The organism is Ensifer sp. Root127 (assembly GCF_001425225.1).
GTDB lineage: Bacteria > Pseudomonadota > Alphaproteobacteria > Rhizobiales > Rhizobiaceae > Ensifer > Ensifer canadensis.
In genome coordinates, this window is the sequence record NZ_LMDX01000052.1 from 196,730 (window position 1) to 219,306 (window position 22,577).

Annotated in this window: 22 protein-coding genes; 10 read left to right on the forward strand and 12 right to left on the reverse strand. The window is 62.7% G+C overall.

What is annotated here, in order from left to right; translation table 11 throughout:
• Positions 1-23: 23 nt before the first annotated feature.
• From ASD03_RS33455 to ASD03_RS33480, 6 genes are all read left to right on the forward strand, one after another.
• Positions 24-362 carry a P-II family nitrogen regulator gene (locus ASD03_RS33455; protein ID WP_025425156.1) on the forward strand — a complete coding sequence of 113 codons (339 nt, stop codon included), beginning with the start codon at positions 24-26 and terminating at the stop codon, positions 360-362.
• Between the two features lie 27 nt (positions 363-389).
• Positions 390-1,754, forward strand: a complete 1,365-nt coding sequence (locus ASD03_RS33460; RefSeq protein ID WP_057218353.1) for an ammonium transporter — start codon at positions 390-392, stop codon at positions 1,752-1,754.
• Between the two features lie 242 nt (positions 1,755-1,996).
• Entirely contained in the window at positions 1,997-4,669 is a 2,673-nt protein-coding gene (locus tag ASD03_RS33465) for a DNA translocase FtsK (protein ID WP_025425157.1), read from the forward strand.
• 136 nt (positions 4,670-4,805) lie between these two features.
• The gene (locus tag ASD03_RS33470; RefSeq protein WP_025425158.1) at positions 4,806-5,468 is read left to right on the forward strand and encodes an outer membrane lipoprotein carrier protein LolA; all 663 of its coding nucleotides are present in this window, start codon (positions 4,806-4,808) and stop codon (positions 5,466-5,468) included.
• 231 nt (positions 5,469-5,699) lie between these two features.
• Positions 5,700-6,506, forward strand: a complete 807-nt coding sequence (locus ASD03_RS33475; RefSeq protein ID WP_057218355.1) for an exodeoxyribonuclease III — start codon at positions 5,700-5,702, stop codon at positions 6,504-6,506.
• A 220-nt stretch (positions 6,507-6,726) separates the two neighbouring features.
• Positions 6,727-8,901, forward strand: a complete 2,175-nt coding sequence (locus ASD03_RS33480; protein WP_025425160.1) for a TonB-dependent siderophore receptor — start codon at positions 6,727-6,729, stop codon at positions 8,899-8,901.
• A 39-nt stretch (positions 8,902-8,940) separates the two neighbouring features.
• Here ASD03_RS33480 and ASD03_RS33485 read toward each other — a convergent pair whose 3' ends face one another.
• Together ASD03_RS33485 and ASD03_RS33490 are read right to left on the reverse strand one after the other, a co-directional pair.
• A complete protein-coding gene (locus tag ASD03_RS33485; protein WP_057218358.1) occupies positions 8,941-9,396 on the reverse strand; it encodes a Crp/Fnr family transcriptional regulator in 456 nt (151 codons plus the stop codon).
• A 114-nt stretch (positions 9,397-9,510) separates the two neighbouring features.
• Positions 9,511-10,194, reverse strand: coding sequence for a response regulator transcription factor (locus tag ASD03_RS33490; RefSeq protein WP_025425162.1), 684 nt, complete (start codon positions 10,192-10,194; stop codon positions 9,511-9,513).
• Positions 10,195-10,337: 143 nt separating this feature from the next.
• On the opposite strand from ASD03_RS33490, the gene ASD03_RS33495 reads away from it, so the two are divergent.
• The 3 genes from ASD03_RS33495 to ASD03_RS33505 all read left to right on the forward strand — a co-directional run bounded on the left by ASD03_RS33495 (position 10,338) and on the right by ASD03_RS33505 (position 12,884).
• Positions 10,338-10,886, forward strand: a complete 549-nt coding sequence (locus tag ASD03_RS33495) for a L,D-transpeptidase family protein (RefSeq protein ID WP_025425163.1) — start codon at positions 10,338-10,340, stop codon at positions 10,884-10,886.
• Between the two features lie 156 nt (positions 10,887-11,042).
• Complete coding sequence (locus tag ASD03_RS33500; protein ID WP_128090482.1) at positions 11,043-11,693, forward strand: DUF6875 domain-containing protein; 651 nt, start codon at positions 11,043-11,045, stop codon at positions 11,691-11,693.
• Positions 11,694-11,759: 66 nt separating this feature from the next.
• Positions 11,760-12,884, forward strand: a complete 1,125-nt coding sequence (locus ASD03_RS33505; protein ID WP_025425165.1) for a GNAT family N-acetyltransferase — start codon at positions 11,760-11,762, stop codon at positions 12,882-12,884.
• A gap of 25 nt (positions 12,885-12,909) precedes the next feature.
• Here the strand turns inward: ASD03_RS33505 and ASD03_RS33510 are convergent, their stop codons facing one another.
• The 5 genes from ASD03_RS33510 to rplS form a co-directional block, all read right to left on the reverse strand.
• A complete protein-coding gene (locus tag ASD03_RS33510) occupies positions 12,910-13,446 on the reverse strand; it encodes a histidine phosphatase family protein (protein ID WP_025425166.1) in 537 nt (178 codons plus the stop codon).
• A gap of 271 nt (positions 13,447-13,717) precedes the next feature.
• Positions 13,718-15,127, reverse strand: a complete 1,410-nt coding sequence (gene leuC / locus ASD03_RS33515; protein ID WP_025425167.1) for a 3-isopropylmalate dehydratase large subunit — start codon at positions 15,125-15,127, stop codon at positions 13,718-13,720.
• 243 nt (positions 15,128-15,370) lie between these two features.
• Positions 15,371-16,192 carry an amino acid ABC transporter permease gene (locus tag ASD03_RS33520; RefSeq protein ID WP_025425168.1) on the reverse strand — a complete coding sequence of 274 codons (822 nt, stop codon included), beginning with the start codon at positions 16,190-16,192 and terminating at the stop codon, positions 15,371-15,373.
• A gap of 9 nt (positions 16,193-16,201) precedes the next feature.
• Positions 16,202-17,011, reverse strand: coding sequence for a transporter substrate-binding domain-containing protein (locus ASD03_RS33525; RefSeq protein ID WP_025425169.1), 810 nt, complete (start codon positions 17,009-17,011; stop codon positions 16,202-16,204).
• Positions 17,012-17,138: 127 nt separating this feature from the next.
• Positions 17,139-17,681, reverse strand: a complete 543-nt coding sequence (gene rplS / locus ASD03_RS33530; RefSeq protein WP_025425170.1) for a 50S ribosomal protein L19 — start codon at positions 17,679-17,681, stop codon at positions 17,139-17,141.
• Between the two features lie 327 nt (positions 17,682-18,008).
• On the opposite strand from rplS, the gene ASD03_RS33535 reads away from it, so the two are divergent.
• On the forward strand, positions 18,009-18,755 hold the full coding sequence (locus tag ASD03_RS33535) for a sulfite exporter TauE/SafE family protein (RefSeq protein WP_025425171.1): 747 nt from the start codon (positions 18,009-18,011) through the stop codon (positions 18,753-18,755).
• Here the strand turns inward: ASD03_RS33535 and trmD are convergent.
• From trmD to ffh, 5 genes are all read right to left on the reverse strand, one after another.
• A complete protein-coding gene (gene trmD / locus ASD03_RS33540) occupies positions 18,737-19,429 on the reverse strand; it encodes a tRNA (guanosine(37)-N1)-methyltransferase TrmD (RefSeq protein ID WP_025425172.1) in 693 nt (230 codons plus the stop codon). The two genes, ASD03_RS33535 and trmD, sit on opposite strands and share 19 nt — an antisense overlap.
• Before the next feature lie 11 nt (positions 19,430-19,440).
• Positions 19,441-20,001 carry a ribosome maturation factor RimM gene (gene rimM, locus ASD03_RS33545; RefSeq protein ID WP_057218361.1) on the reverse strand — a complete coding sequence of 187 codons (561 nt, stop codon included), beginning with the start codon at positions 19,999-20,001 and terminating at the stop codon, positions 19,441-19,443.
• Between the two features lie 92 nt (positions 20,002-20,093).
• Positions 20,094-20,468, reverse strand: a complete 375-nt coding sequence (gene rpsP / locus ASD03_RS33550) for a 30S ribosomal protein S16 (protein ID WP_025425174.1) — start codon at positions 20,466-20,468, stop codon at positions 20,094-20,096.
• A gap of 37 nt (positions 20,469-20,505) precedes the next feature.
• A complete protein-coding gene (locus tag ASD03_RS33555) occupies positions 20,506-20,841 on the reverse strand; it encodes a chorismate mutase (RefSeq protein ID WP_025425175.1) in 336 nt (111 codons plus the stop codon).
• 13 nt (positions 20,842-20,854) lie between these two features.
• On the reverse strand, positions 20,855-22,417 hold the full coding sequence (gene ffh / locus ASD03_RS33560) for a signal recognition particle protein (protein ID WP_025425176.1): 1,563 nt from the start codon (positions 22,415-22,417) through the stop codon (positions 20,855-20,857).
• Positions 22,418-22,577: the final 160 nt, after the last annotated feature.

A 22,577-nucleotide genomic window follows, 5' to 3' on the forward strand; every position in this document is an offset into this window, starting at 1 on the left:
AGGCGAACAAGGATGGGAAACCGATGAAAATTGTGATGGCCATTATCAAGCCGTTCAAGCTCGATGAGGTTCGCGAAGCCCTCACTGCTGTTGGCATCCAGGGCCTGACCGTAACCGAGGTTAAAGGCTACGGCCGCCAGAAGGGACATACTGAAATCTATCGCGGCACCGAATACGCCGTGAGCTTCCTGCCAAAGCTGAAGATCGAGATCGCGGTCGCCTCGGAGGTCGTCGACAAGGCCGTGGAAGCGATCGCCGTTGCCGCCAAGACCGGCCAGATCGGCGACGGCAAGATCTTTGTCTACTCCATTGACCATGCCGTGCGCATCCGCACCGGCGAAACCGATTCAGAAGCGTTGTAAGCCACGCCGTTCAGGGAGCACTACTCGATGTCGTCAAGCAAACTTTCCACCTCTCTGGTCAGGATCGGCGCAGCCTCTGCCGCCCTTCTTGCACCGGTCGTCGCCTTTGCCCAGGAAGCCGCACCGGCAGCCGCCGCTGCCACCACCGCAGCACCCGTTCCCGACAAGGCCGACACGGCCTTCATGTTCATCTCCACGCTGCTCGTCTTCTTCATGCTGATCCCAGGCCTCGCGCTGTTCTACGGCGGCCTCGTTCGCGCCAAGAACATGCTGTCGGTCCTGATGCAGTGCACCGTCATCGGCGCAACGATGATGATCGTCTGGGTCGTCTATGGCTATTCGTTCGCCTTCGGCGGCTCGACCAACCCCTATTTCGGCGGCTTCGCCAAGATGTTCCTCGCAGGCGTCTCGGTTGACAGCACGTCGGCCACCTTCTCCCAAGGCGTGGTCATTCCGGAATACATCTTCATGCTGTTCCAGATGACGTTTGCAGCGCTGACGCCGGCCCTCATCATCGGCGCCTTTGCCGAGCGCATCAAATTCTCGGCGGCCGTGCTCTTCTCCGTCCTCTGGGCAACCTTCGTCTACTTCCCGATCGCCCACATGGTCTGGGACGGCAACGGCCTGCTCTTCGGCATGGGCGCCCTCGACTTCGCCGGCGGCACCGTCGTGCACATCAATGCCGGTGTTGCGGGCCTCATCGGCGCGATCATGGTCGGCAAGCGCACCGGTTTCGGCAAGGACATGATGGCACCGCATTCGATGACGCTGACGCTCGTCGGCGCAGCGATGCTGTGGTTCGGCTGGTTCGGTTTCAACGCCGGCTCCAACCTCGAGGCATCAGGCGGCGCGATGCTCGCAACCGTCAACACCTTCCTCGCGACCGCAGCAGCCATCCTTACCTGGTCGGTCGTCGAAACCTTCACCCGCGGCAAGGCCTCGATGCTCGGTGCAGCCTCGGGCATGATCGCCGGCCTCGTCGCCATTACGCCTGCCGCCGGCATCGCCGGCCCGATGGGCGCGATCGTCATGGGCCTGATCGTTTCGCCGCTGTGCTACTTCTTCGTCTCGGTGGTGAAGAACAAGTTCGGCTACGACGACACCGCTGACGTCTTCGGCGTTCACGGCGTCGGCGGCTTCTTCGGTGCGCTGGCGACCGGCATCTTCGCATCGTCATCGCTCGGCGGCATCGGCTATGCCGACGGCGTCACCATGGGCGGCCAGTTCATGACCCAGCTCACCGCCGTCGCCATCACCATCATCTGGTGCGGCGTGGTCTCGGCCATCCTCTACAAGGTGGTCGACGCGATCGTCGGGCTCCGGGTCTCGGTCGAAGCCGAACGCGAAGGTCTCGACCTCTCGTCCCACGGCGAAGCCGCCTACCACAGCTAAGCCAATCGCGGCGCCGTCAACAGGCGCCGCTCAACGTCCCGTCGCGGTCCGTCTGATACGGATCGCCTTTGGCCCGGATCGACTGATCCGGGCTTTTTTTCCCTTTCATGCGGATTGCACGCCTCGCCCACCGGTATTTTAGCGGCATACACGCATGGTTAATGTCGCATTAACCGTGCTTCGCTTAGGTTGATTCCATGGCACGCAATGTGTCTTGAAGATCGAGACGGGCAGCAGGCAACATGAGCAGAAGCAATCCGGCAACGCTTGACAGCCGTTCCAACCGGTTCGTGCTAACCACATTCGTATGGCGACAGATCGCGTCGCTGGCGGGCTTTGCGCTGTTTGGCGCACTGGCGCTGGCAATCGCGGCGCTATCGACATGGAACGTTGCCGACCCGAGCTTCTCCTACGCCACCTCCGACGAGCCGACCAACGTGCTCGGTTATGCCGGCGCGGCCTTTGCCGACATCTTCATGCAGTTTTTCGGGCTTGCAAGCGTCGTCGCCCTGCTTCCGGCCGTTGCCTGGGCGCTGGTGCTGATCGGCGGCAAGCGCTTCGACAAGATCTTCAAGCGCCTCGGCCTCTGGTTCGTCGGATCGGTGCTTGCAGGCGCGGCCTTGAGCTGCGTCCCGGCGCCGATCACCTGGCCGCTGCCCAACGGCCTCGGCGGCGTCTTCGGCGACATGATCCTGCGGTTTCCCGCGCTGTTCACCGGCGCCTTCCCGACCGGCACCTTCGCTACCGTGCTTGCCTGCATCTTCGCCGCTCCTGCCGCCTGGTGCCTGATCTACAGCGCCGGCCTGATCGGTGTCGGCGAGGAGGAGGACGAAGACGAGATCGAGGCGCCGACGCCGAGCAAGGCGCGCACCGTGCGCGACGAACTGGACGAAGACGACAGCGAAGGCCCCTTCACCCTGCTGATGGGCTCTTTCGCCCACTTGCGCTACACCGTGCAGGCACGCGTCCGCCGCATCTTCGGCATGAGCGGTACCCGCACGCCGACGAAGCGCCAGTACGATGAGCCCTACGATTTCAACAATGACGAATTCGGCACGCTGAACGAGCCGGTCCGGCCGAAGCCGATGGCCGGCGACCGCATCGAACCTTCGCTCGACCGTTCCGAGCGCCGCATCGTCACGCCACCGCCGATCATGGCTGATGACGATGACGACATGCCCTTCGACATGGACGAGCGCCGCCCCGCCGGCATTCTGTCCGATGACGAGGACGACGATCTTGACGCAGCAGCCGACTGGGCGCCGAAAGCAGCACCGCCGAAGCAGGGTCTGCCGAAGGCCGGCTCGCGTGTTGCCACCCCGCCGCCTCGCCCGAAGACCAGCCAGCGGCTCGAGCGCGAGGCGCAGCGCTCCTTCGTCGAGGACGATGACGGCGATTTCGCGCTGCCGCCAATGCATTTCCTCGCCGAGCCGAAGAACGTCACCCGCGACGCTTCGCTCTCCGCCGACGCGCTGGAGCAGAACGCCCGCATGCTCGAAGGTGTGCTTGAGGACTTCGGCGTCAAGGGTGAGATCATCCACGTCCGCCCGGGCCCGGTCGTTACCCTTTATGAACTGGAGCCGGCGCCGGGCATCAAATCCTCCCGGGTCATCGGCCTTGCCGACGACATCGCCCGCTCGATGAGCGCCATTGCTGCCCGCGTCGCCGTCGTGCCGGGCCGCAACGCCATCGGCATCGAATTGCCCAACCAGCGCCGCGAAACCGTTTATCTGCGCGAACTGATCGGCTCGCGCGACTTCGAGACCAGCAAGGCGCGCCTGGCCATGGCGCTCGGTAAGACCATCGGCGGCGAACCGGTGGTCGCCGATCTCGCCAAGATGCCGCATCTGCTCGTCGCCGGCACCACCGGCTCGGGCAAGTCAGTGGCGATCAACACCATGATCCTGTCGCTGCTCTACCGCCTGCGTCCCGACCAGTGCCGCCTGATCATGATCGACCCGAAGATGCTCGAACTCTCCGTCTATGACGGCATCCCGCACCTGCTTTCGCCCGTCGTGACCGACCCGAAGAAGGCGGTCGTCGCGCTCAAGTGGACGGTGCGCGAGATGGAAGAGCGCTACAAGAAGATGTCGAAGATCGGCGTGCGCAACATCGACGGCTTCAACACCCGCGTCGAGCAGGCGCTGGCCAAGGGCGATGCGATCACCCGCACGGTGCAGACCGGCTTCGACCGCCAGACCGGCGAGGCGATCTACGAGACCGAGGAATTCGATCTGTCGCCGATGCCCTATATCGTCGTCATCATCGACGAAATGGCCGACCTGATGATGGTCGCCGGCAAGGACATCGAAGGCGCGGTGCAGCGGCTGGCGCAGATGGCGCGCGCTGCCGGCATTCATGTGATCATGGCGACGCAGCGCCCGTCGGTCGACGTCATCACCGGTACGATCAAGGCCAACTTCCCGACCCGCATCTCCTTCCAGGTGACGTCGAAGATCGACAGCCGCACCATCCTTGGCGAACAGGGTGCCGAACAGCTGCTCGGCATGGGCGACATGCTCTACATGGCCGGTGGCGGACGCATCCAGCGCGTCCACGGTCCCTTCGTCTCCGACACCGAAGTCGAGGAAGTCGTCGCCTATCTCAAGACCCAGGGCACACCGCAATATCTCGACGCGATCACCGAAGATGACGACGAGGACAATGACGGCGGCGGCCCCGCCGGCACGTCCAATCTTGCCGATTCCGACGACCCCTACGACCAGGCGGTGGCGATCGTTCTGCGCGACGGCAAGGCCTCCACATCCTATGTGCAACGTCGCCTCGGGATAGGCTATAATAGGGCCGCTTCACTGATCGAGCGCATGGAACAGGAAGGCATCATCGGCCCGGCAAACCATGCCGGCAAACGGGAAATCCTCGTGCCGACCGAAGCGGAAATCACTGGCCGGTAAACCCGGCTTTCGTCCCGGGCGATGATCCATGCCCGGTAACGGTCATGTGAGAGCGCGGCCCGCCGAAGGCCATGAAAAACGCCTTGAAGGTGCCGCACTTGCGCTCCAGATGATTCAGGAAATGAAGGAGACTGTGATGACAGAGACGAAAACCACCCTGGGCAGCAATCCGGCGATGTCGCGCCGTGTATTCGTTTGCGGCCTCGCGGCGCTCGCGGGCATGGGTGGCGCCGGTCTTGACGTCACCAAGGCCTTTGCCCAGGCCCCGGCCTCCGCCCAGAAGATCGCCGATCATTTCTCGTCGGTGAAGACCATGTCCGGCGAATTCGTGCAGTTCGGCCCGCGCGGCGAGCAGACCGGTGGCAAGTTCTACATCCGCCGCCCCGGCCGCATCCGCTTCAACTACGAGGCGCCTTCGCCGATGCGCGTGATTTCCGACGGCAAGTCGGTGGTCATCGGCAATATGAAGCTGAAGACCTGGGATATCTACCCGCTCTCCAAGACGCCGCTGAACCTGTTGCTCAGCGAGCGGATCGACCTGACCGGCAAGATGGTGCGCGACGTCAAGGAAGAATCAGACCTCATCACCATCGTGCTCGGGGATCGCTCGATCTTCGGCGATTCGACCATCACCATGATGTTCGATCCGAAGACCTACGACCTGCGCCAGTGGACGATCACCGATGCGCAGAAGAAGGACACGTCGGTGATGATCTTCAACGTCCGGACCGGCATCGCGCTCGACGACAAGGTGTTCAAGATTCCTTACGACGAGGTTCGCAACAAACGGGGCGGCTAAGACCGCCTCAGCATAGGCATTGTGGACATCGGCCGCCCACTGCATGTGTCCTCGGATCCGATCTAAGGATAAAACATGCAGCGCGTCAAAGTGCGCAGCGACCTTTTCATGCATTCCTTGTCCCGACGCGCCAGACCTGCTTAAACCTCCCCGACATCGAAAACATATCCGTCCTGAGCCGGCTTTCCATTCGTCGAACGCCCGGACCTACCCAATCATGGGGAATGAGCAATGGCCCTTTCCGTCGCCACGTGGAATATCAACTCCGTTCGCCTGCGCATGCCGCTGATCGAACATCTGCTGAAGACCTGGCAGCCCGACATTCTCTGCCTGCAGGAAACCAAGTGCCCGAACGACCAGTTTCCGTCAAAGCCACTCAAGGCACTCGGCTACAACCATATCGAGATGCACGGCCAGAAGGGCTATCACGGCGTCGCGACGATCTCGCGTCTGCCCCTGCACGAGCTTAGCGACCGCCGCGACTATTGCGTCGTCGGCGATGCGCGCCACCTTTCGGTGGTGTTCGAGGCGGGCGGCAAGAAGATCCGCCTGCACAATTTCTACGTTCCCGCCGGCGGCGACGAACCGGACAGGTCGATCAACCCGAAGTTCGGCCACAAGCTCGATTTCGTCGATGAGATGAAGCTGCTGCACGCCGAAGCCGAGGCGGGCATCTCCTCCATCCTCGTCGGCGACCTCAACATCGCGCCGCTCGAGGACGACGTCTGGTCGCACAAGCAACTCCTGAAGATCGTCAGCCATACGCCGATCGAAACCGAGGGCCTCAACACGGTGATGAACGGCGGCGCCTGGGTCGACCTGATGCGCCAGCATGCGCCGGCGCCGACCAAGCTCTATACCTGGTGGAGCTACCGCGCGAAGGATTGGGAAGCGGCCGACCGCGGCCGACGCCTCGACCACATCTGGTCGTCGGCCGACCTCGCGCCGAAGCTGACGCAGGTGGATATCCTGCGGGAAGCGCGCGGCTGGGAGCGGCCGTCGGACCATGTGCCGGTGATCTCAGCGCCGCGCGTCTAATAAGACGCGCGGCGCTGTAGCACGATCAGCTGCATCAAGAAACGATGAGTAAAAATCTCATATTTTTCTTGATCCTGTTTTTCGAAGCGATTATCCCTTTTTGCGAGCGGCGGGGACACCGCCTCCGGCGGCTAAGCAGCCGTCGTTTCCATTGATTTTCGGGTGCTTCGCTCCGGGCCAGTCCGGAGGGCTTTCGTGCGCCCGCAAAAGGGGCCAGATCATGCGCAAGATTTTTCCGAACAGACCCGTTCGCACCTCGCTTCGTTCCCTTTCGGCAACAACGGCACTACTCGCGATCACGATCGGACTGCTATCAAATTCCGCCACCGCGCAGACGGCCACGAGTGAGAAGACGACGCGGCTGCAGAAGATCGAGGTTTCGGCCGCACAGGCGGCCACCAGCATCGCCGAGGACAATGATACCATCGCACCGTCGCGCAATATCACGGCGCTGAAGACCGACACGCCACTGGTCGAGACCCCGCGCTCGGTCTCCGTCGTCACCCGCAAGGAACTGGAGGAGCGTGGCGCCCAGGACATGATCCAGGCAACCCGCTATGCCGCCGGTGTTACCACCGGCGCCTTCGGCTTCGACCCGCGCTTCGACCAGATCTACATTCGCGGCTTCGAGACGACCACAACCGGCGACTTCCGCGACGGCCTGCGCCAGCCCTATATGAACTACGGCACCTTCCCGACCGAGATCTACGGTCTCGACCGCATCGAGATCATCAAGGGACCGGTGTCGGTGCTGTACGGCGCCGCCGGTGTCGGCGGCATCGTCAACCGCATTTCCAAGATGCCGCAGGACGACACGCACCGCGAGGTCGAAGTTCAATACGGCACGATCGGCCGCGCCCAGACGGCCTTCGATTTCGGCGGCCCGGCGACCGCCGAAGGCGACTTTCTCTATCGTATCGTCGGTCTGCTGCGGAACGGCGAAACCAGCTACGACGTTGCCGACGACCGCTACCTGCTGCAGCCCTCCTTCACCTGGAAGCCGGACGAGGCAACGTCGCTGACCGTCTACGGCCTCGGACAGAAGGGCGAGAGCGATGCCAGCCCGCGGGTGTTCGAATATGGCGGCAAGCTGCTGCGCTACAGCGATCCGGAATACGATCACCAGAAGGTGCGGCAGTATCAGGCTGGCTTCAAGCTCGAGCACGAATTCGACAATGGCCTGATCTTCCGTCAGCACGCCCGCGTCAGCGACATGGATTTGGACGCCCGCTATCTCGAGTTCGGCACGGCAACTGGCAATGTCTACGAGCGGTCGCCGGTCGCGATTACCGACAATCAGCGCACCTACCAGATCGACAACCAGTTGCTGGCGACCTTCGATACCGGCGCCATCTCGCACACACTGCTGACCGGCCTCGACTATACCTGGATCACGTCAGACTTCGGGCTCGGCTTTGGCGCCAGCGATCCGGCCTATCGCTTCGACCTCGACAATCCGACCTTCGGCATCACCGGCCCGACGCCCGCGCTCACCAGCTTCAGTGGCCGCGATCTGCGCCAGACCGGCATCTATGCTGAGGACCAGGCGGAATTCGGCAACTGGCGCGCCGTCGCCGGCCTGCGCCACGACTGGGTGGACCAGACGAGCACCAACAAGAACACCGGTGCAGTCGACCGCAAGGACGACGGTGAAGTCACCGGCCAGGTGGGCCTGCTCTACCTCTTCGACAACGATATTGCGCCCTACGCCAGCTACGGCACGTCCTTCGTGCCGAGCACGCAGCTCTCGGCAGATGGTACGGTTCTGGATCCGACGACGGGCGAGCAGATCGAACTGGGCATCAAATACCAGCCGGAAGGCGAGGCCTATTCGCTGAGCGCCGCCGTCTACCGGATCGTCGAAACCGGGGCGCCGCAATATGTCGCGGACGCGTCGCTGCCCGTCGGCTACTACTACAAATCTTCGGGCGAGGTGACCACCAAGGGCTTCGAGGTCGAGGCGCGACGCGAATTCGACAATGGCTTCAGCCTGATCGCCGCCTACACCTACAACGACGCCGAGATCACCGGGAACGTCAATCCCGCACTGATCGGCAACGTGCCCTCGACCAAGCCGCGCAACATCGCATCCCTCTGGGTGAACTACCTCGTGCCAGACGATACGCAGCTCGCCGGTCTCAGCCTTGGCGGCGGTATCCGCGCCACCTCCAAGTCCTTCACCTCCGACGACAATACGGCGGAAAACGGCGGCGCCGTCTACTTCGACGCGTCGATCGCCTATGATTTCGGCGTGAAAAATCCCGATCTGAACGGATTGTCGCTGGCCGTCAGCGCAACCAACATTGGCGACCGGCGCGAAGAAGTCTGCACCGACGGTTACTGCTACTTCGGCCAGGGCCGCACCGTGCTCGGCACGCTCAAGTACAAATGGTAGGTGAAAACGCCTGGCGTGCGACCGTCTATCGGGAGTGCGTCAGGCGAAACGGCCGGCCAGTGCGCCTGCGCGGCGGATCATCGCCTGCAGGTTCTCGCGGATGCGCCCCTCCACGAGGGCGGCAACTTCCGGGTATTCTTCCAGCATGCGCCGGAACAGCGGGCGATTGATGCGGATCACTTCGCTGTCTTCGTCCGCGGTCGCGGTAAACTTGCGTTCCACCATCGAGATCAGCGCCAGTTCCGAGAGAAGCGCGCCGCGGCCGACGGTGGTGACATCCTCCATCGCGCCGTCGGCATTGGCTTTCGAAAGCGAGAGGCTGCCGCTGGCAATGGCAAAGGCGCAATCGGCCGGAGCGCCCTCGCGAAACAGCTCCTGCCCTTTGAACACGCGTCGACGTTCGGCGCCAAAGGCAATCAGCCTCAGCTTGTCCTCGCTGATATCGGCAAAAAGCGGCACATTGGACAGAAGAACGATGTCGTCGTTGAGCGCCAAACGGCTAACCTCCCTGAATCACGATGCTCCGGGGTTCGAAACCCAAGAGCATAGCAATCGATGCAAATAGTCCGAAGCAGCTGACGTGCGGAGAAATCATCGGACGTCGCCGCCTCACGGAACGATCTTGTAGCCGCCGTTCTCTGTCACCAAAATCTCGGCATTGGAAGGGTCTCGCTCGATTTTCTGGCGGAGCCGATAGACATGTGTTTCGAGCGTATGCGTCGTCACGCCGGAATTGTAACCCCAGACTTCTTCGAGCAGCACGTCGCGCGTCACCACCTTCTGGTCGGCGCGATAGAGATAGCGGATGATCGCCGCTTCCTTTTCGGTCAGCCGGATCTTCTGGCCGTTTTCGAGCGTCAGCAGCTTCTGGCTCGGCTTGAACGTGTAGGGACCGACACTGAAGGTCGCATCTTCGCTCTGTTCGTGCTGGCGCAGCTGCGCGCGGATACGGGCGAGGAGGACGGCGAAGCGGAACGGCTTGGTGACATAGTCGTTCGCGCCGGCTTCCAGACCGAGGATCGTATCCGAATCCGTGTCATGACCGGTGAGCATGATGATCGGCGCCTTGAAGCCGCCCTTGCGCAAGAGCTTGACCGCCTCGCGCCCGTCCATGTCGGGCAGACCGACATCCATGATCAGCAGATCGACCTGCTGGGCGCGCGCCGCCTGTATCCCCTTGCCGGCAGTCGCTTCCTGAAGAAGATCGAACTCCTCGTACAGCGAAAGCTGTTCGACCAACGTTTCGCGCAGGTCATTGTCGTCGTCGACAAGAAGAATGGTACGGGTCGCCATGGGACAATTCCTGTTTGCTTCCGGTTTCAAACTAGCTCAAATGCCCGTGTTGGCAAGCGAACCGGTTTTGGAACCTCGTTATATATGCAACCGTGCTTATGGTGCCCGCCAAATCACGGACAATTCAAAAATCTGTGAGAGAGATGCGCAAGAAAACGTCGGGAAGAAGGCCAGTCAAATCCGTCATCACCGTCCGGCCTGCCCCGCTTGATCGCAGGCGTGCACTGGTTACCTTCGATGGCCGCACGGAGCAAGCGGCCATCGGCCGCAGCGGCATTACCAGCCGCAAGCGCGAGGGCGACGGTGCCACGCCGCGCGCCGCGATGAAACTCATCGGCGGCTATGTCAGGCGCGACCGCATCCTGCTGCCGCCGACGCCGCTGCCGATGCGGGCCACGCGTAACGGCATGCTCTGGTGCGACGCTCCCAGTCATGCCCGCTACAACCGTCCAGCCAATGCGCCCTTCGCGCCGAGCCACGAGGACATGATGCGCACGGACAGGCTCTACGACATCTGCCTGGTGATGGACTGGAACCTGACCAGCCGGCGCCGTTATGCCGGGTCGGCAATATTCTTTCACCTCATCCGCCCCGGATACGAGCCGACCGAGGGCTGCGTCGCCATAAGCCTTGCCGCCATGCGCCGGCTGATCCCGCATCTGCGTCGCGGCACCGTCGTCAAAGTTGTCTAATGTCGACGCTGCAATATGAGGCATGACCGGCGATCGAAAGAAGAATTCGGAAAGCATAGATCACGCGAGAAACCTCACCGGCCACAACCATCAACACTTCCGCAAGCTCTGGTGTCTATGTAGCCTCAAGCGAGATTTGCAGGACGAGTGCTGCCGATGCTGACCAAGACGGCCAAAGCGATACCGGCGACCGACGGACGGTTCTTCGGGATAAAAGAGGTTCGTGATAGCGCGGACGGCGTCTCGCAAGGTTCCGACATTGCGCAGCTGCTCGACTGGGTCGAATCCTATCTGATGGCCGGCCATTCCGATCTCGGACGAACCGGCGCTGTCTGCCCCTTTACCCGCCAGGCCGCCAAGATCGATACCGTCCGGTTGGCGATTTCTGACGCGCGCGCCGAGGACGAAGACACGGTCTTTGCGCTCATCCGTGGCGCATTCGGCGAACTCGAAGCCATCCCCTGCAAACCCGCGATGAAGCATTTCCGCACGGTGATCGTTGGCTTTCCTGACTGCGCCGATGCGGATGGGATCGCGATGTTGAAGCGCATCCAGCGGCGGCATCGGTTCTATTCACTCGCCCGCGCCCGGATGATCGGCATGATGCATGCAGGCTCCGAGGATCGCGGCCTGTGGAACCCGGACTTCCGACCACTGCGCTCGCCGATGCCGGTTCTCGCGATCCGGCATCTGGTCGAGAACGATGCCCCGTTCGCCGCTCTCCACCCCGCCCTCATGGTTGCCTATCTTGCCCGTTTCCCGATCAGAGGAACGCGGCGGCTCGTCAATCACTTCCGAAGCGGCTGAGCCATGCCCGGCCGAGCGACGTCGCCGATCGCCGACGCAGTTGAGATAACTCCGAGCTCTCAGCTTTTGGGCGACAATCTCCAAATCAGTTGCGTCACAAGTCTCGAAGGCTTCGAGGCCCTGCACAAGGAATGGGACGACCTGTTCGAGCGGACGGCGGAGCCTCAGCAGGTGTTCCAGCGTCATATCTTCCTGCGACACTGGGCGCGGCACTATCTCGATCCAAAGACGCAGCTCTGCATCCTCATCGGTCGTATCGACGGGCGTCTCGTCACCCTCTGGCCACTGGTGCGCCGGCGCAAGCTTGGTTTTGATGTGCTTGGTTTCATGGGAGCGCCGGTGACCCAATTCGGCGACGTGCTCGTCGAGGCCGGCGAGAACAGACACGCCTTGCTCGAAGCCGGCTGGAACGCCGTCGCATCGCTCGGCGCCGATCTCTTCGAAGCACGGCGGGTAAGAGCGGATGCTGCCCTATGCGGATCGGTGATCCCAAGCGGCGCCTCCTTGCCTGGCGACGTGCAGGCGCCTTTCGCAAGCCTGTCACGGCGGGTGACAGCCGATGGCCCCGGCATCGCCTATTCCGCACGCGAGCGCTCGAACTATCGGCGCCGGCTGCGAAGGCTGCGAGAGCACGGCGACATCACCTTTACCGAGCCGGAGCCGGGGTCAACAGCCGCAACGGCCGCAGCCGCTGCCATCACCATCAAGAAGAACTGGCTGCTCGAAAACGCGATCCTGTCGCCGACCGTCATGGACAGCCGCTTCCAAGCGTTCTTCGAGGACCTGGCCGGCGATCCCGGCGCCGGCCTCTGCGCCTCGACGATCGCCTGCGATGGGCGGCCGATCGGCGTCGATCTGTCCTTCGATTGCAAGGGCCACACCTTCGGACACGTGCTGGCAACCGACCCTGGCTATGACCGCGAGGGCCTCGGGCGGCTGCTGATCCACCGGACATTCGCGGCCGCCGCCGATCGCGGCAGCCGTGTCTTCGACCTGCTGGCGCCAGCGGATGGCTACAAGATGCAGCACGCCGACGGGCTGGTTGCCGTCAGCGACTATGCTTTCGCGTTCTCCTGGCGCGGCTGGCTGCTGCGCGAGCTTGTCATGGCGCGGCTGCAACCGGCGGCCAAGGTCTTGGCAAAGCGCCTTCCGTCCGCCCTTGTGCGCAGGCTGGCAAAACACAAGATCTGATCCAATCAGGCAAGCCGGCGCGGCCTCAGGCGAGTTGGCGCGGCGTGACGAAATCGATGAGACGGCACCGGCCCGATGCCAGGTCCTCCCAACTGGAGCCGTCGAACGCGAGTACGGCAAGCGCCGCTGTCGGAAACTTCTCCCGCATGCGCGCGAGCGCCTCCTGCCTGCCCGATCCGGCCAGCAGATGCGCAAGTTCCTCCATGCCCGGATTGTGGCCAACGACAAGCAGGTTACGGATATCAGGGTCAACGGCGCGAATGGTCGCCAGAATGGCGGGTGCCCCAACTTCGTAGATGTCGCGCGTCTCACGGGTGGGGATTGGCGGCGGCAGGTTATCCCGAACCAGCGCCCAGGTTTCCCGCGCACGTCGCGCAGTGGAAACGATCGCGAGCCCCGGGATCAGCCCTTTGCGCTTCATATCTGCGCCGATCAGTGGCGCCGCCTTGCGGCCGCGCTCGCCGAGCGGCCGGTCGTGATCCGGCACGCCGTCCGGCCATGCGGACTTGGCATGGCGCAACAGCATCAGGCGGTATGTTTTCGCCCCGCGATCCCCGGCCATCACGTCCTCCTTCGCAGCGAAGTACGATCTACTCCGTCAGGTCCATTCTGGCATCGCTTCGACGTTTTGTCCCCGTACTGCATAATTCCTTAAATCGGAATCGATTTAAGGAGGAAATTATGCAGCAGGTTTAATGCGCTACAGCGTCCTTTGCGCCTCATATCTGACGCGCAAAGGACGCTGTAGGAGTGAACCACAAAAAAGGCCGCCCCGAAGGGCGGCCATCAACGCCGGAAAGCTCAGGAACCGGCTTATTTCCACTCGCGCCAGCTTACTTCCACTCACGAATGTCGACGAAATGTCCGGCGACCGCTGCGGCCGCCGCCATTGCCGGCGATACCAGATGTGTGCGTCCCTTGAAGCCCTGGCGGCCTTCGAAGTTACGGTTGGAGGTCGAGGCACAGCGCTCGCCCGGCTTCAGCCGGTCGTCGTTCATCGCCAGGCACATCGAGCAGCCCGGCTCGCGCCAGTCGAAGCCCGCTTCCCGGAAGATCTTGTCGAGGCCTTCGGCTTCCGCCTGCTCCTTGACGAGGCCGGAGCCCGGAACAATCATCGCCGAAACGGTCGGCGCAACCTTGCGGCCTTCGACGACAGCGGCAACGGCGCGCAGATCCTCGATGCGGCCGTTGGTGCACGAGCCGATGAAGACGCGGTCGATGGCGATGTCAGTGATCTTGGTGCCGGGCTTCAGGCCCATGTAGTCAAGCGCGCGCCACTTGGAGGTGCGCTTGTTTTCTTCCGGGATCTCGTCCGGGTTCGGGACGATGCCCTGAACCGAGATGACGTCCTCAGGCGACGAACCCCAGGAGACGATCGGCGGCAGATCGGCAGCGTCGAGCACGACGACGCGATCGTAATGCGCGCCTTCGTCGGTGTGCAGCGTCTTCCAATAGTCGAGCGCCATTTCCCAGGCCTTGCCCTTCGGCGCGCGCGGCTTGTCCTTGATGTATTCGAAGGTCGTTTCGTCGGGCGCGATCAGGCCGGCGCGGGCACCGCCTTCGATCGTCATGTTGCAGATGGTCATGCGGCCTTCCATCGACAGCGAGCGGATCGCTTCGCCGGCAAACTCGATGACGTGTCCGGTGCCACCGGCAGTACCGATCTCACCGATGATGGCAAGGATGATGTCCTTGGCGGTCACACCTGGCGGCAGCTGGCCGTCGACGCGCACCAGCATGTTCTTGGCCTTCTGCTGGATCAGCGTCTGGGTCGCAAGCACGTGCTCGACTTCCGACGTGCCGATGCCATGCGCCAGCGCGCCGAAGGCACCATGCGTCGAGGTGTGGCTGTCGCCGCAAACGATGGTCATGCCCGGCAGCGTGAAGCCCTGCTCCGGGCCGACGATGTGCACGATGCCCTGGCGCTTGTCGTTTTCCGAGTAGTATTCGACACCGAACTCGGCTGCGTTCGTGGCGAGCGCCTCGACCTGGATGCGGCTCTCCTCGTTCTTGATGCCGAGATGGCGATCAGGTGAGGTCGGCACGTTGTGGTCGACGACGGCGAGCGTCTTTTCCGGAGCGCGGACCTTGCGGCCAGCCATGCGCAGGCCCTCGAAAGCCTGCGGGCTCGTCACCTCATGAACGAGATGACGATCGATGTAGAGAAGACAGGTGCCATCGTCCTGGCTGTTGACCAGATGGTCGTCCCAGATCTTGTCATAGAGAGTACGCGGTGCGCTCATGGCGATATATCCATCGAATTTTCAGAAGTAAGGGAAAAGCCGGCAGCAAGGCAGCCGGAAACACTGATCAAGGGATCAGGATAGGAGGCTTGTCAGCGCCCCGGATACGCGCGCAAAAAAGCGTGCCGGCAGACGCTTGTGGTCCTGCAGCACGACGATTTTTTGCTCTCGACATCCGAACTTGGATTCCATGAGGCCGTACATATCAATTTTTTGACACTTCGGCAATCGGTGGAAGCAGCCTCAACGCTGCTCGGCGCGCCGCAACCGCCGCTCGATCCCCCGCAAGCCCAGCGACAGGCCAATGGTCAGGACGAGATAGACATAGGCAACGATCGAATAGGTCTCGAAGAAGCGAAAGGAACCGGAGGCGTAGACCTTGCCCATCTGGGTGATGTCGGCGACGCCGAGCACCGAGACCAGCGAGGAGTCCTTGACCATGGCGACGAAGTCGTTGCCGAGCGGCGGCAGGATCACGCGGATCGCCTGCGGGAAGATCACCAGGCGAAACCGCTGGTAGCGCGTCAGGCCCAGCGCCTTGGCTGCCTCGACCTGACCCTTGTCGACCGAGAGGATGCCGGCCCGAAAGACTTCGGCGATGAAGGCGGAATAGCCGATCATCAGCGCCATGATCGCCCGCCACATCAGCGAGATGTCGCGCACCACCACCGGCTCCATCCAGCCGGCCGATATCAGCGGCGCGGTGATGAAGTTGGCGACCGTGACGAGCGTCGGCGCGCCGACGAAGGCGATGTAGAACAACAGGACGAGGATCGGCACGCCGCGGATGACCTCGGTGTAGAAGCGTGCGATCTGGCGAAGTGCCGCGTGCTCCGACAGCGCCATCAGCGCAATGCCGAGACCGAGCGTCGTCGCCAGCACGAAGCCCATCAGGGTCACGAAAATGGTGACGCCAATGCCCTTGAGGACGACGTTGAAGACTTCGGTGTAGATGTCATTGGTGACGATAACAGCGGCGAGCGCCACGGCAATCACCAGAAGGGCGACCAGCCACCAGGGATAGTCGCCCTTTCCGGACTTATCAGTCGATTGTGGGGAGGCCATGGCCTGCGATCAGCCGCCCATCTTGTAGTCGAGGAACCACTTCTTATCCAAGGCGTCGAAGGTTCCATCTTCCTTCAGCGCCTTGATCGCGGCGTTCACCGGGCCGACCAGGTCCGAACCCTTGGGATAGATGAAGCCGAAATCCTCGGTGCCGAGCGGGCCGCCGACGACCTTCAGCTTGCCTTCGGACGAATCGACATACCCCTTGGCGGCAACGCTGTCGGTCAGGACGACGTCGACGTCGCCGGCCTTGAGCGCCTGCACGGTGGCACCGAAGGTTTCGAACAGCTTGATGCGCGGGTTCTGCTCGTTGCCATCGAGCATTTCGTAGACGGCGGTGTAGAACGGCGAGGTGCCCGGCTGTGCGCCGACCAGACCGTCGGCGAAGGCGCCGAAGCTCTTGCCGTCGTTGAAGCGGTTCTCGTCGCCGCGCACCAGCATGAACTGCTGCGAGCGCATGTACGGATCGGAGAAGTCGACCTTCTCCTTGCGGTCGTCCTTGATGGTAATGCCGGTCATGCCGATCTGGTACTGGCCGTCGTGAACAGCCTGGATCATCGCGTCCCAGCTGGTGTTCTGGTACTCGACCTTGAAGTTCAGACGCTTGGCGATCTCGTTCATCGCATCATATTCCCAGCCGATCGCCTCACCGGTCTTCGGATCGACGAACTGCAGCGGCGGGTAGGCATTTTCCGTGACGACGACAACCGTCTTGCCACCGAGATCCGGCAGGTCGCTGGCGAAAGCCGGTGCAGAAAAAGCAAATGGAACGGCAAGTGCGGCTGCGATGCCCGCAAGCACATGGCGACGGATTGTCATTGGAAGAGCTCCCGAAAAGTGTGGCAGCGAAAAATGTCACGGATTGCTAAGAAAAGACAAGCGCATAGTACCAAAAAAGAAAGGCGGCCCGAGGCCGCCTTCCCTACAATCCCAAAGGATTGAAATCTTATTCCGCTGCGGCTTCAGCTGCCTTGGCTTCGGCGGCTTCTGCTGCTGCCTTGGCTTCTGCGGCTTCGGCTGCTGCCTTTTCGGCTGCAAGAGCCTGAGCTGCTGCGATCTTTTCAGCTTCGATCCGTGCCTTTTCCTCGACAACGGCCTGGCGCTCGGCGTCGTTCAGCTTGCGGGCGCGCGTACCGGTGTTTTCAACGATACGAGCCGACTTGCCGCGACGATCGCGCAGGTAGTAGAGCTTGGCGCGACGGACCTTACCGCGGCGAACCACTTCAACGCTCTCGACGAGCGGCGAGTAAACCGGGAATACGCGCTCAACGCCTTCGCCGTAGGAGATCTTGCGAACGGTGAAGCTTTCGTTGATGCCGCCGCCCGAACGAGCGATGCAAACGCCTTCATAGGCCTGAACGCGGGTACGCGTGCCTTCGACAACGCGGACGTTGACGCGCAGCGTGTCGCCTGCGGAGAAATCGGGGAGCGTGCGCTTGGCGGCAATCTTGGCGGCCTGTTCGGCTTCCAGCTGCTGGATGATGTTCATCGGGTTAACCTTTCAAGTTCTTCTGAAACAGCCAGAGCGCTCTCGATCGACCTGTCGGACGTACCTTCAGATGTTGCCGGACCCCGGCAGGAGCGGATTCACCATTCTTTGTTGGTGGTCGACGGGCAAACAACCCGAACCGGGGCGGCACTTACACGAAGAAAACCCGCTTGTCATCCCCGCAAGCCATATTTTCCGGGCCATGGAGGCGTTCGGCGCGAATTCTATCAGAGATTTCGAAATAACGCGCATTGAAATGCATTCAATCGCGGGCTTGCGGCTGCAAAGCCCGCGGGCTATGCCGAGCTGGGGGCGATGGGGGAGACCATGCATTTCTTCGAAGTACTTCTGCTTTTCGTCGCCGGTTTCCTGTCGGGCGTGGTCAATGCGATTGCCGGTGGCGGAACCTTCCTCACCTTCGGCGCCATGACCCTTGGCGGGTTGCCGCCGATTGTCGCCAATGCCACGTCGTCGATCATCCAGCTTCCCGGCTATATCACCTCGACCCTTGCCTATGCCAAGGAGATCCGCGCGGACCGCCGCCAGGCGATCCTTCTTGGCGTCATTTCGGCGGTCGGCGGACTTGCCGGCGCGGTGTTGCTGATCTCCCTGTCGAACGCCTCGTTTCGTGCGCTCGTCCCCTGGCTGCTGATCGCCGCGACGGCGATCTTCGCCGCCGGGCCGCTCCTGAAGCCCAAGGCCCGCATCGACGAGCATGCGATCAGCCCGGCCGGTGTCGTCAGCCAGTTCGCAACCTCGATCTATGGCGGCTTCTTCGGCGCCGGCATGGGCATCATGATGCTGGCGGTGTTGGGACTTGCCACCGGTGGCGGCTATCACCGCCTGAATGCGCTGAAGAACTTCATCTCGATCGTCATCGCCACCATCGCCATCGTGGTCTTCGCCGCCGGCGGGGTCGTGTCGTGGCTGCATGCGGCGATCATGGTTCCCGGTGCCGCCCTCGGCGGTTATCTCGGCGTCTGGGCGGCACGGCGCGTGCCGCAGGCGGTGATCCGCGCCTTGGTCGTCGCGGTCGGCTTGCTGCTCGCCGCCTATTACTTCTTCACGGGTTGAGGAAGCAGGTCCGGCCGACGCGCCTCGGTCAGCCGACGGGCTTCCGCCTCGCGCCACTTGGCGATGGCGCCGTGATTGCCCGAGGTCAGCACGGCCGGGATCTCCCTGCCCTCGAAGACCTGCGGACGGGTATAGTGCGGATGCTCCAGCAACCCGCCTTCGAAGCTTTCGTGAACGCCCGACAGCTCGTTGCCCATCACCCCGGGCAGGATGCGCACGACGGCATCGAGCAGCGTCAGCGCTGCCGGCTCGCCGCCCGAGAGGATATAGTCGCCGATCGACACTTCCTCGAGCGCGCGCCCGTCGATGACGCGCTGGTCGACACCTTCGAACCGCCCGCAGACGATGACCACGCCGGGACCGTCGGCAAGTTCGCGCACGCGCTTCTGCGTCAAGGGCCTACCGCGCGGGCTCATCAGCAGCCGCGGGCGATGATCGTCCTGCGACACCGCGTCGATCGCACGGGCGAGGACGTCGGGCCTCAGCACCATGCCGGCGCCGCCGCCGGCCGGCGTATCGTCGACGGTCCGGTGCTTGTCCTCCGCAAAGTCACGGATCTGCACGGCATCGATCGACCATTGGCCGCGCTCCAGCGCCCGGCCGGAGAGCGAGGCGCCGAGATGGCCGGGAAACATTTCGGGATAGAGCGTGAGAACCGTTGCGCGGAAGGACATTGCCTTGGCGCTCACTTGCGCCTGGCCGAAAACGGGCTGCCGGGCTCGTCCTTGTCGTCGATGAGGCCGGCGGCCAGCGGATCGACCAGCAGCTTGCCGCCTTCCAAATCGATCTCCAGAACGGACCATTCAGTAAAGGGAATGAGCACGGGGCGCTTGCCCGGCCCCTTGAGCTCCAGCAGGTCGCCCGCGCCGAAATCGAACACGCCCGTCACGGTGCCGTAGCTCTTGCCGCTGCCGTCGATGGCCTCGAGGCCCTCGAGGTCGGCATAGAAGAATTCGTCTTCGTCGAGATCGTCGTCGGGCAGATTGTCGCGATCGACGAACAGTTCGAGGCCATTCAGCGCCTCGGCGGCCGTGCGGTCGTTGACGCCGCGAAAGCGGACGACGACCACGTTCTTGGCCTCGCGGATTTCCAGCACCTCGAACACGCTCCCATCGGCGCTATGGAGATGGCCATAATCGCCGAGTGCCGTCGGGTCGTCGGTGAAAGACTTGACCCTGACCTCGCCGCGCAAACCTTGCGCCGCGCCGACAGTCGCCATCAGAACCGGGTTTTCGAGTTTGCTCATCATCCGTATCCGTTTGGGGATTTCAGGGTGCACATAACGGAAAACGGGCGGCATGGAAATGCCGCCCGTCTCCTTCATCCGTTTGCCGGATATTATTCCGCGGCACCTTCGGCAGCGGCAGCAGCGGCGTCTTCGGCCTTCTGCTTGGCTTCAGCAGCGCGCTCCTGAGCCTTCTTGCCCGGCAGACCCTTGTTCGGGTTGCTGCGAGCCGGACGCTGAGCGATACCGGCCTGGTCGAGGAAGCGCATGACGCGGTCGGTCGGCTGGGCGCCCTGGGCGATCCAGTGGCTGATGCGCTCGGCGTTCAGCTCGACGCGCTTTTCGTCGTCCTTGCCGAGCATCGGGTTCCAGGAACCGATCTTCTCGAGGAAGCGGCCGTCACGCGGGCTGCGGGCGTCGGCAACGACGATCTGGTAGTAAGGACGCTTCTTGGAACCGCCACGGGCGAGACGAATTTTCAGTGCCATTTGAGTAACTCCTTGCAGGCTTTCTTGACCGCTTCGTTCAAGCGGAATGGGTGGTGCCGACGGTGCCCGCGGAATGCGTGCGATCGGCGGCGATGGCTTCATGATGCCGGATGACTTCCTTGATGATGAAGTTCAGGAACTTCTCGGCGAAATCCGGATCCAGATTGGCATCCTTCGCCAGGTGGCGAAGACGTTCGATCTGGTATTCTTCGCGCGCCGCATCGGCCGGCGGCAGATTGTGCTTGGCCTTGAGAACGCCGACCGCCTGGGTGCAGCGGAACCGTTCGGCCAGCATGTGGACGAGCGCGGCATCGATGTTGTCGATCGACTGCCGGTAACCCGCCAATTCCTTTTTGATTTCGGGATCAATCATCTCTCACCGATCCTCACTTCTTCTTGGGTAGGCCCGGAAGGCCGGGGAAACCGCCAAGGCCCGGAAGCTTGGCGCCGCCGAGACCGGGCAGGCCGCCGCCGCCAAGGCCCGGCATGCCGCCGGGCTTGAGGCCGGCTGCTTCCGCCTGCTTCTGCAACGCTTCGAGCTGCTTGGGGTCGAGGCTCGACAGATCGGGCATGCCGCCGCCACCAAGGCCGCCGAGGCCCATCTTGCTGGCAAGGCCGCCCATCATCTGCTTCATCATGCCGCCTTTGCCCTTGCCGCCCATCATCTTCATCATGTCCGCCATCTGGCGGTGCATCTTCAGAAGCTTGTTGATGTCGGCAGCATCGGTGCCGGAACCGGCGGCGATGCGCTTCTTGCGGGAATGCTTCAGCATGTCCGGGTTGGCGCGCTCGGCCCTGGTCATCGAGGAGATGATGGCGATCTGGCGTCCGAACAGCTTGTCGTCGAGACCGGCCGAGGCCATCTTGTCCTTCATGCCGGCCATGCCGGGCATCAGGCCCATGATACCGCCCATGCCGCCCATCTTCTGCATCTGACGCAATTGGTCGGCGAGGTCGTTCAGGTCGAACTTGCCCTTGGCCATCTTGGCGGCCATTGCGGCCGCCTTTTCGGCGTCGATGTTCTCGGCAGCCTTTTCGACCAGCGAGATGATGTCGCCCATGCCGAGGATACGGTCGGCAACGCGGCGCGGATGGAACTCTTCGAGTTCGCCCATCTTTTCGCCGACGCCGATGAGCTTGATCGGCTTGCCGGTAACGGCGCGCATCGAAAGTGCTGCACCGCCGCGGCCGTCGCCGTCCATACGGGTGAGCACGAGGCCGGTGATGCCGACGCGTTCGTCGAAGTTGCGGGCGAGGTTGACGGCATCCTGACCGGTCAGCGCATCGGCGACCAGCAGGATCTCATGCGGATTGGACTTCCGCTTGATTTCCGCCATCTCGATCATCAGCGGCTCGTCGATATGCGTACGGCCGGCGGTGTCGAGGATGACGATGTCGTGGCCGCCGAGCTTGGCGGCCTGCACGGCGCGCGCGGCGATATCGGTCGGCGACTGGCCGGCGATGATTGGCAGCGTATCGACGCCGGCCTGAACGCCGAGCTGGCGAAGCTGCTCCTGGGCGGCCGGACGACGGGTGTCGAGCGAAGCCATCAGGACCTTCTTTTTGTCCCGCGTCTTCATCCGGCTGGCGATCTTGCCGGTGGTCGTCGTCTTGCCCGAGCCCTGCAGACCGACCATCATGATGACGACCGGTGCCGGCGCATTGAGGTCGATAGTGACGCCCTCGGAGCCCAGCATCTCGACCAGCTCGTCATGGACGAGCTTGACGACCATCTGCCCGGGCTTGATCGATTTCAGGATCTCGGCGCCAACGGCCTTCTCGCGAACCTTTTCAGTAAAGGAGCGCACGACGTCGAGGGCGACATCGGCTTCGAGCAACGCACGGCGAACCTCGCGAAGCGCCGCGGAAACATCTGCTTCCGACAATGCGCCGCGGCCGGTCAGTCCATTCAATATGGAACCAAGGCGGTCCTGGAGGCTCTCGAACATTCTCACTTCCTTCTGGTTTCCGGTGGCATGGAGACTAGCCGGAAACGTGGGTTCCTTCGCCTGAAAAACAAGGCGCAAAGCCAAAAACCACCCGAGGGCGCAACGCGCTGTCGGATGTTGACCTCCGGGCTCTCTTTATACATTTACGGGGCCTGGTCGG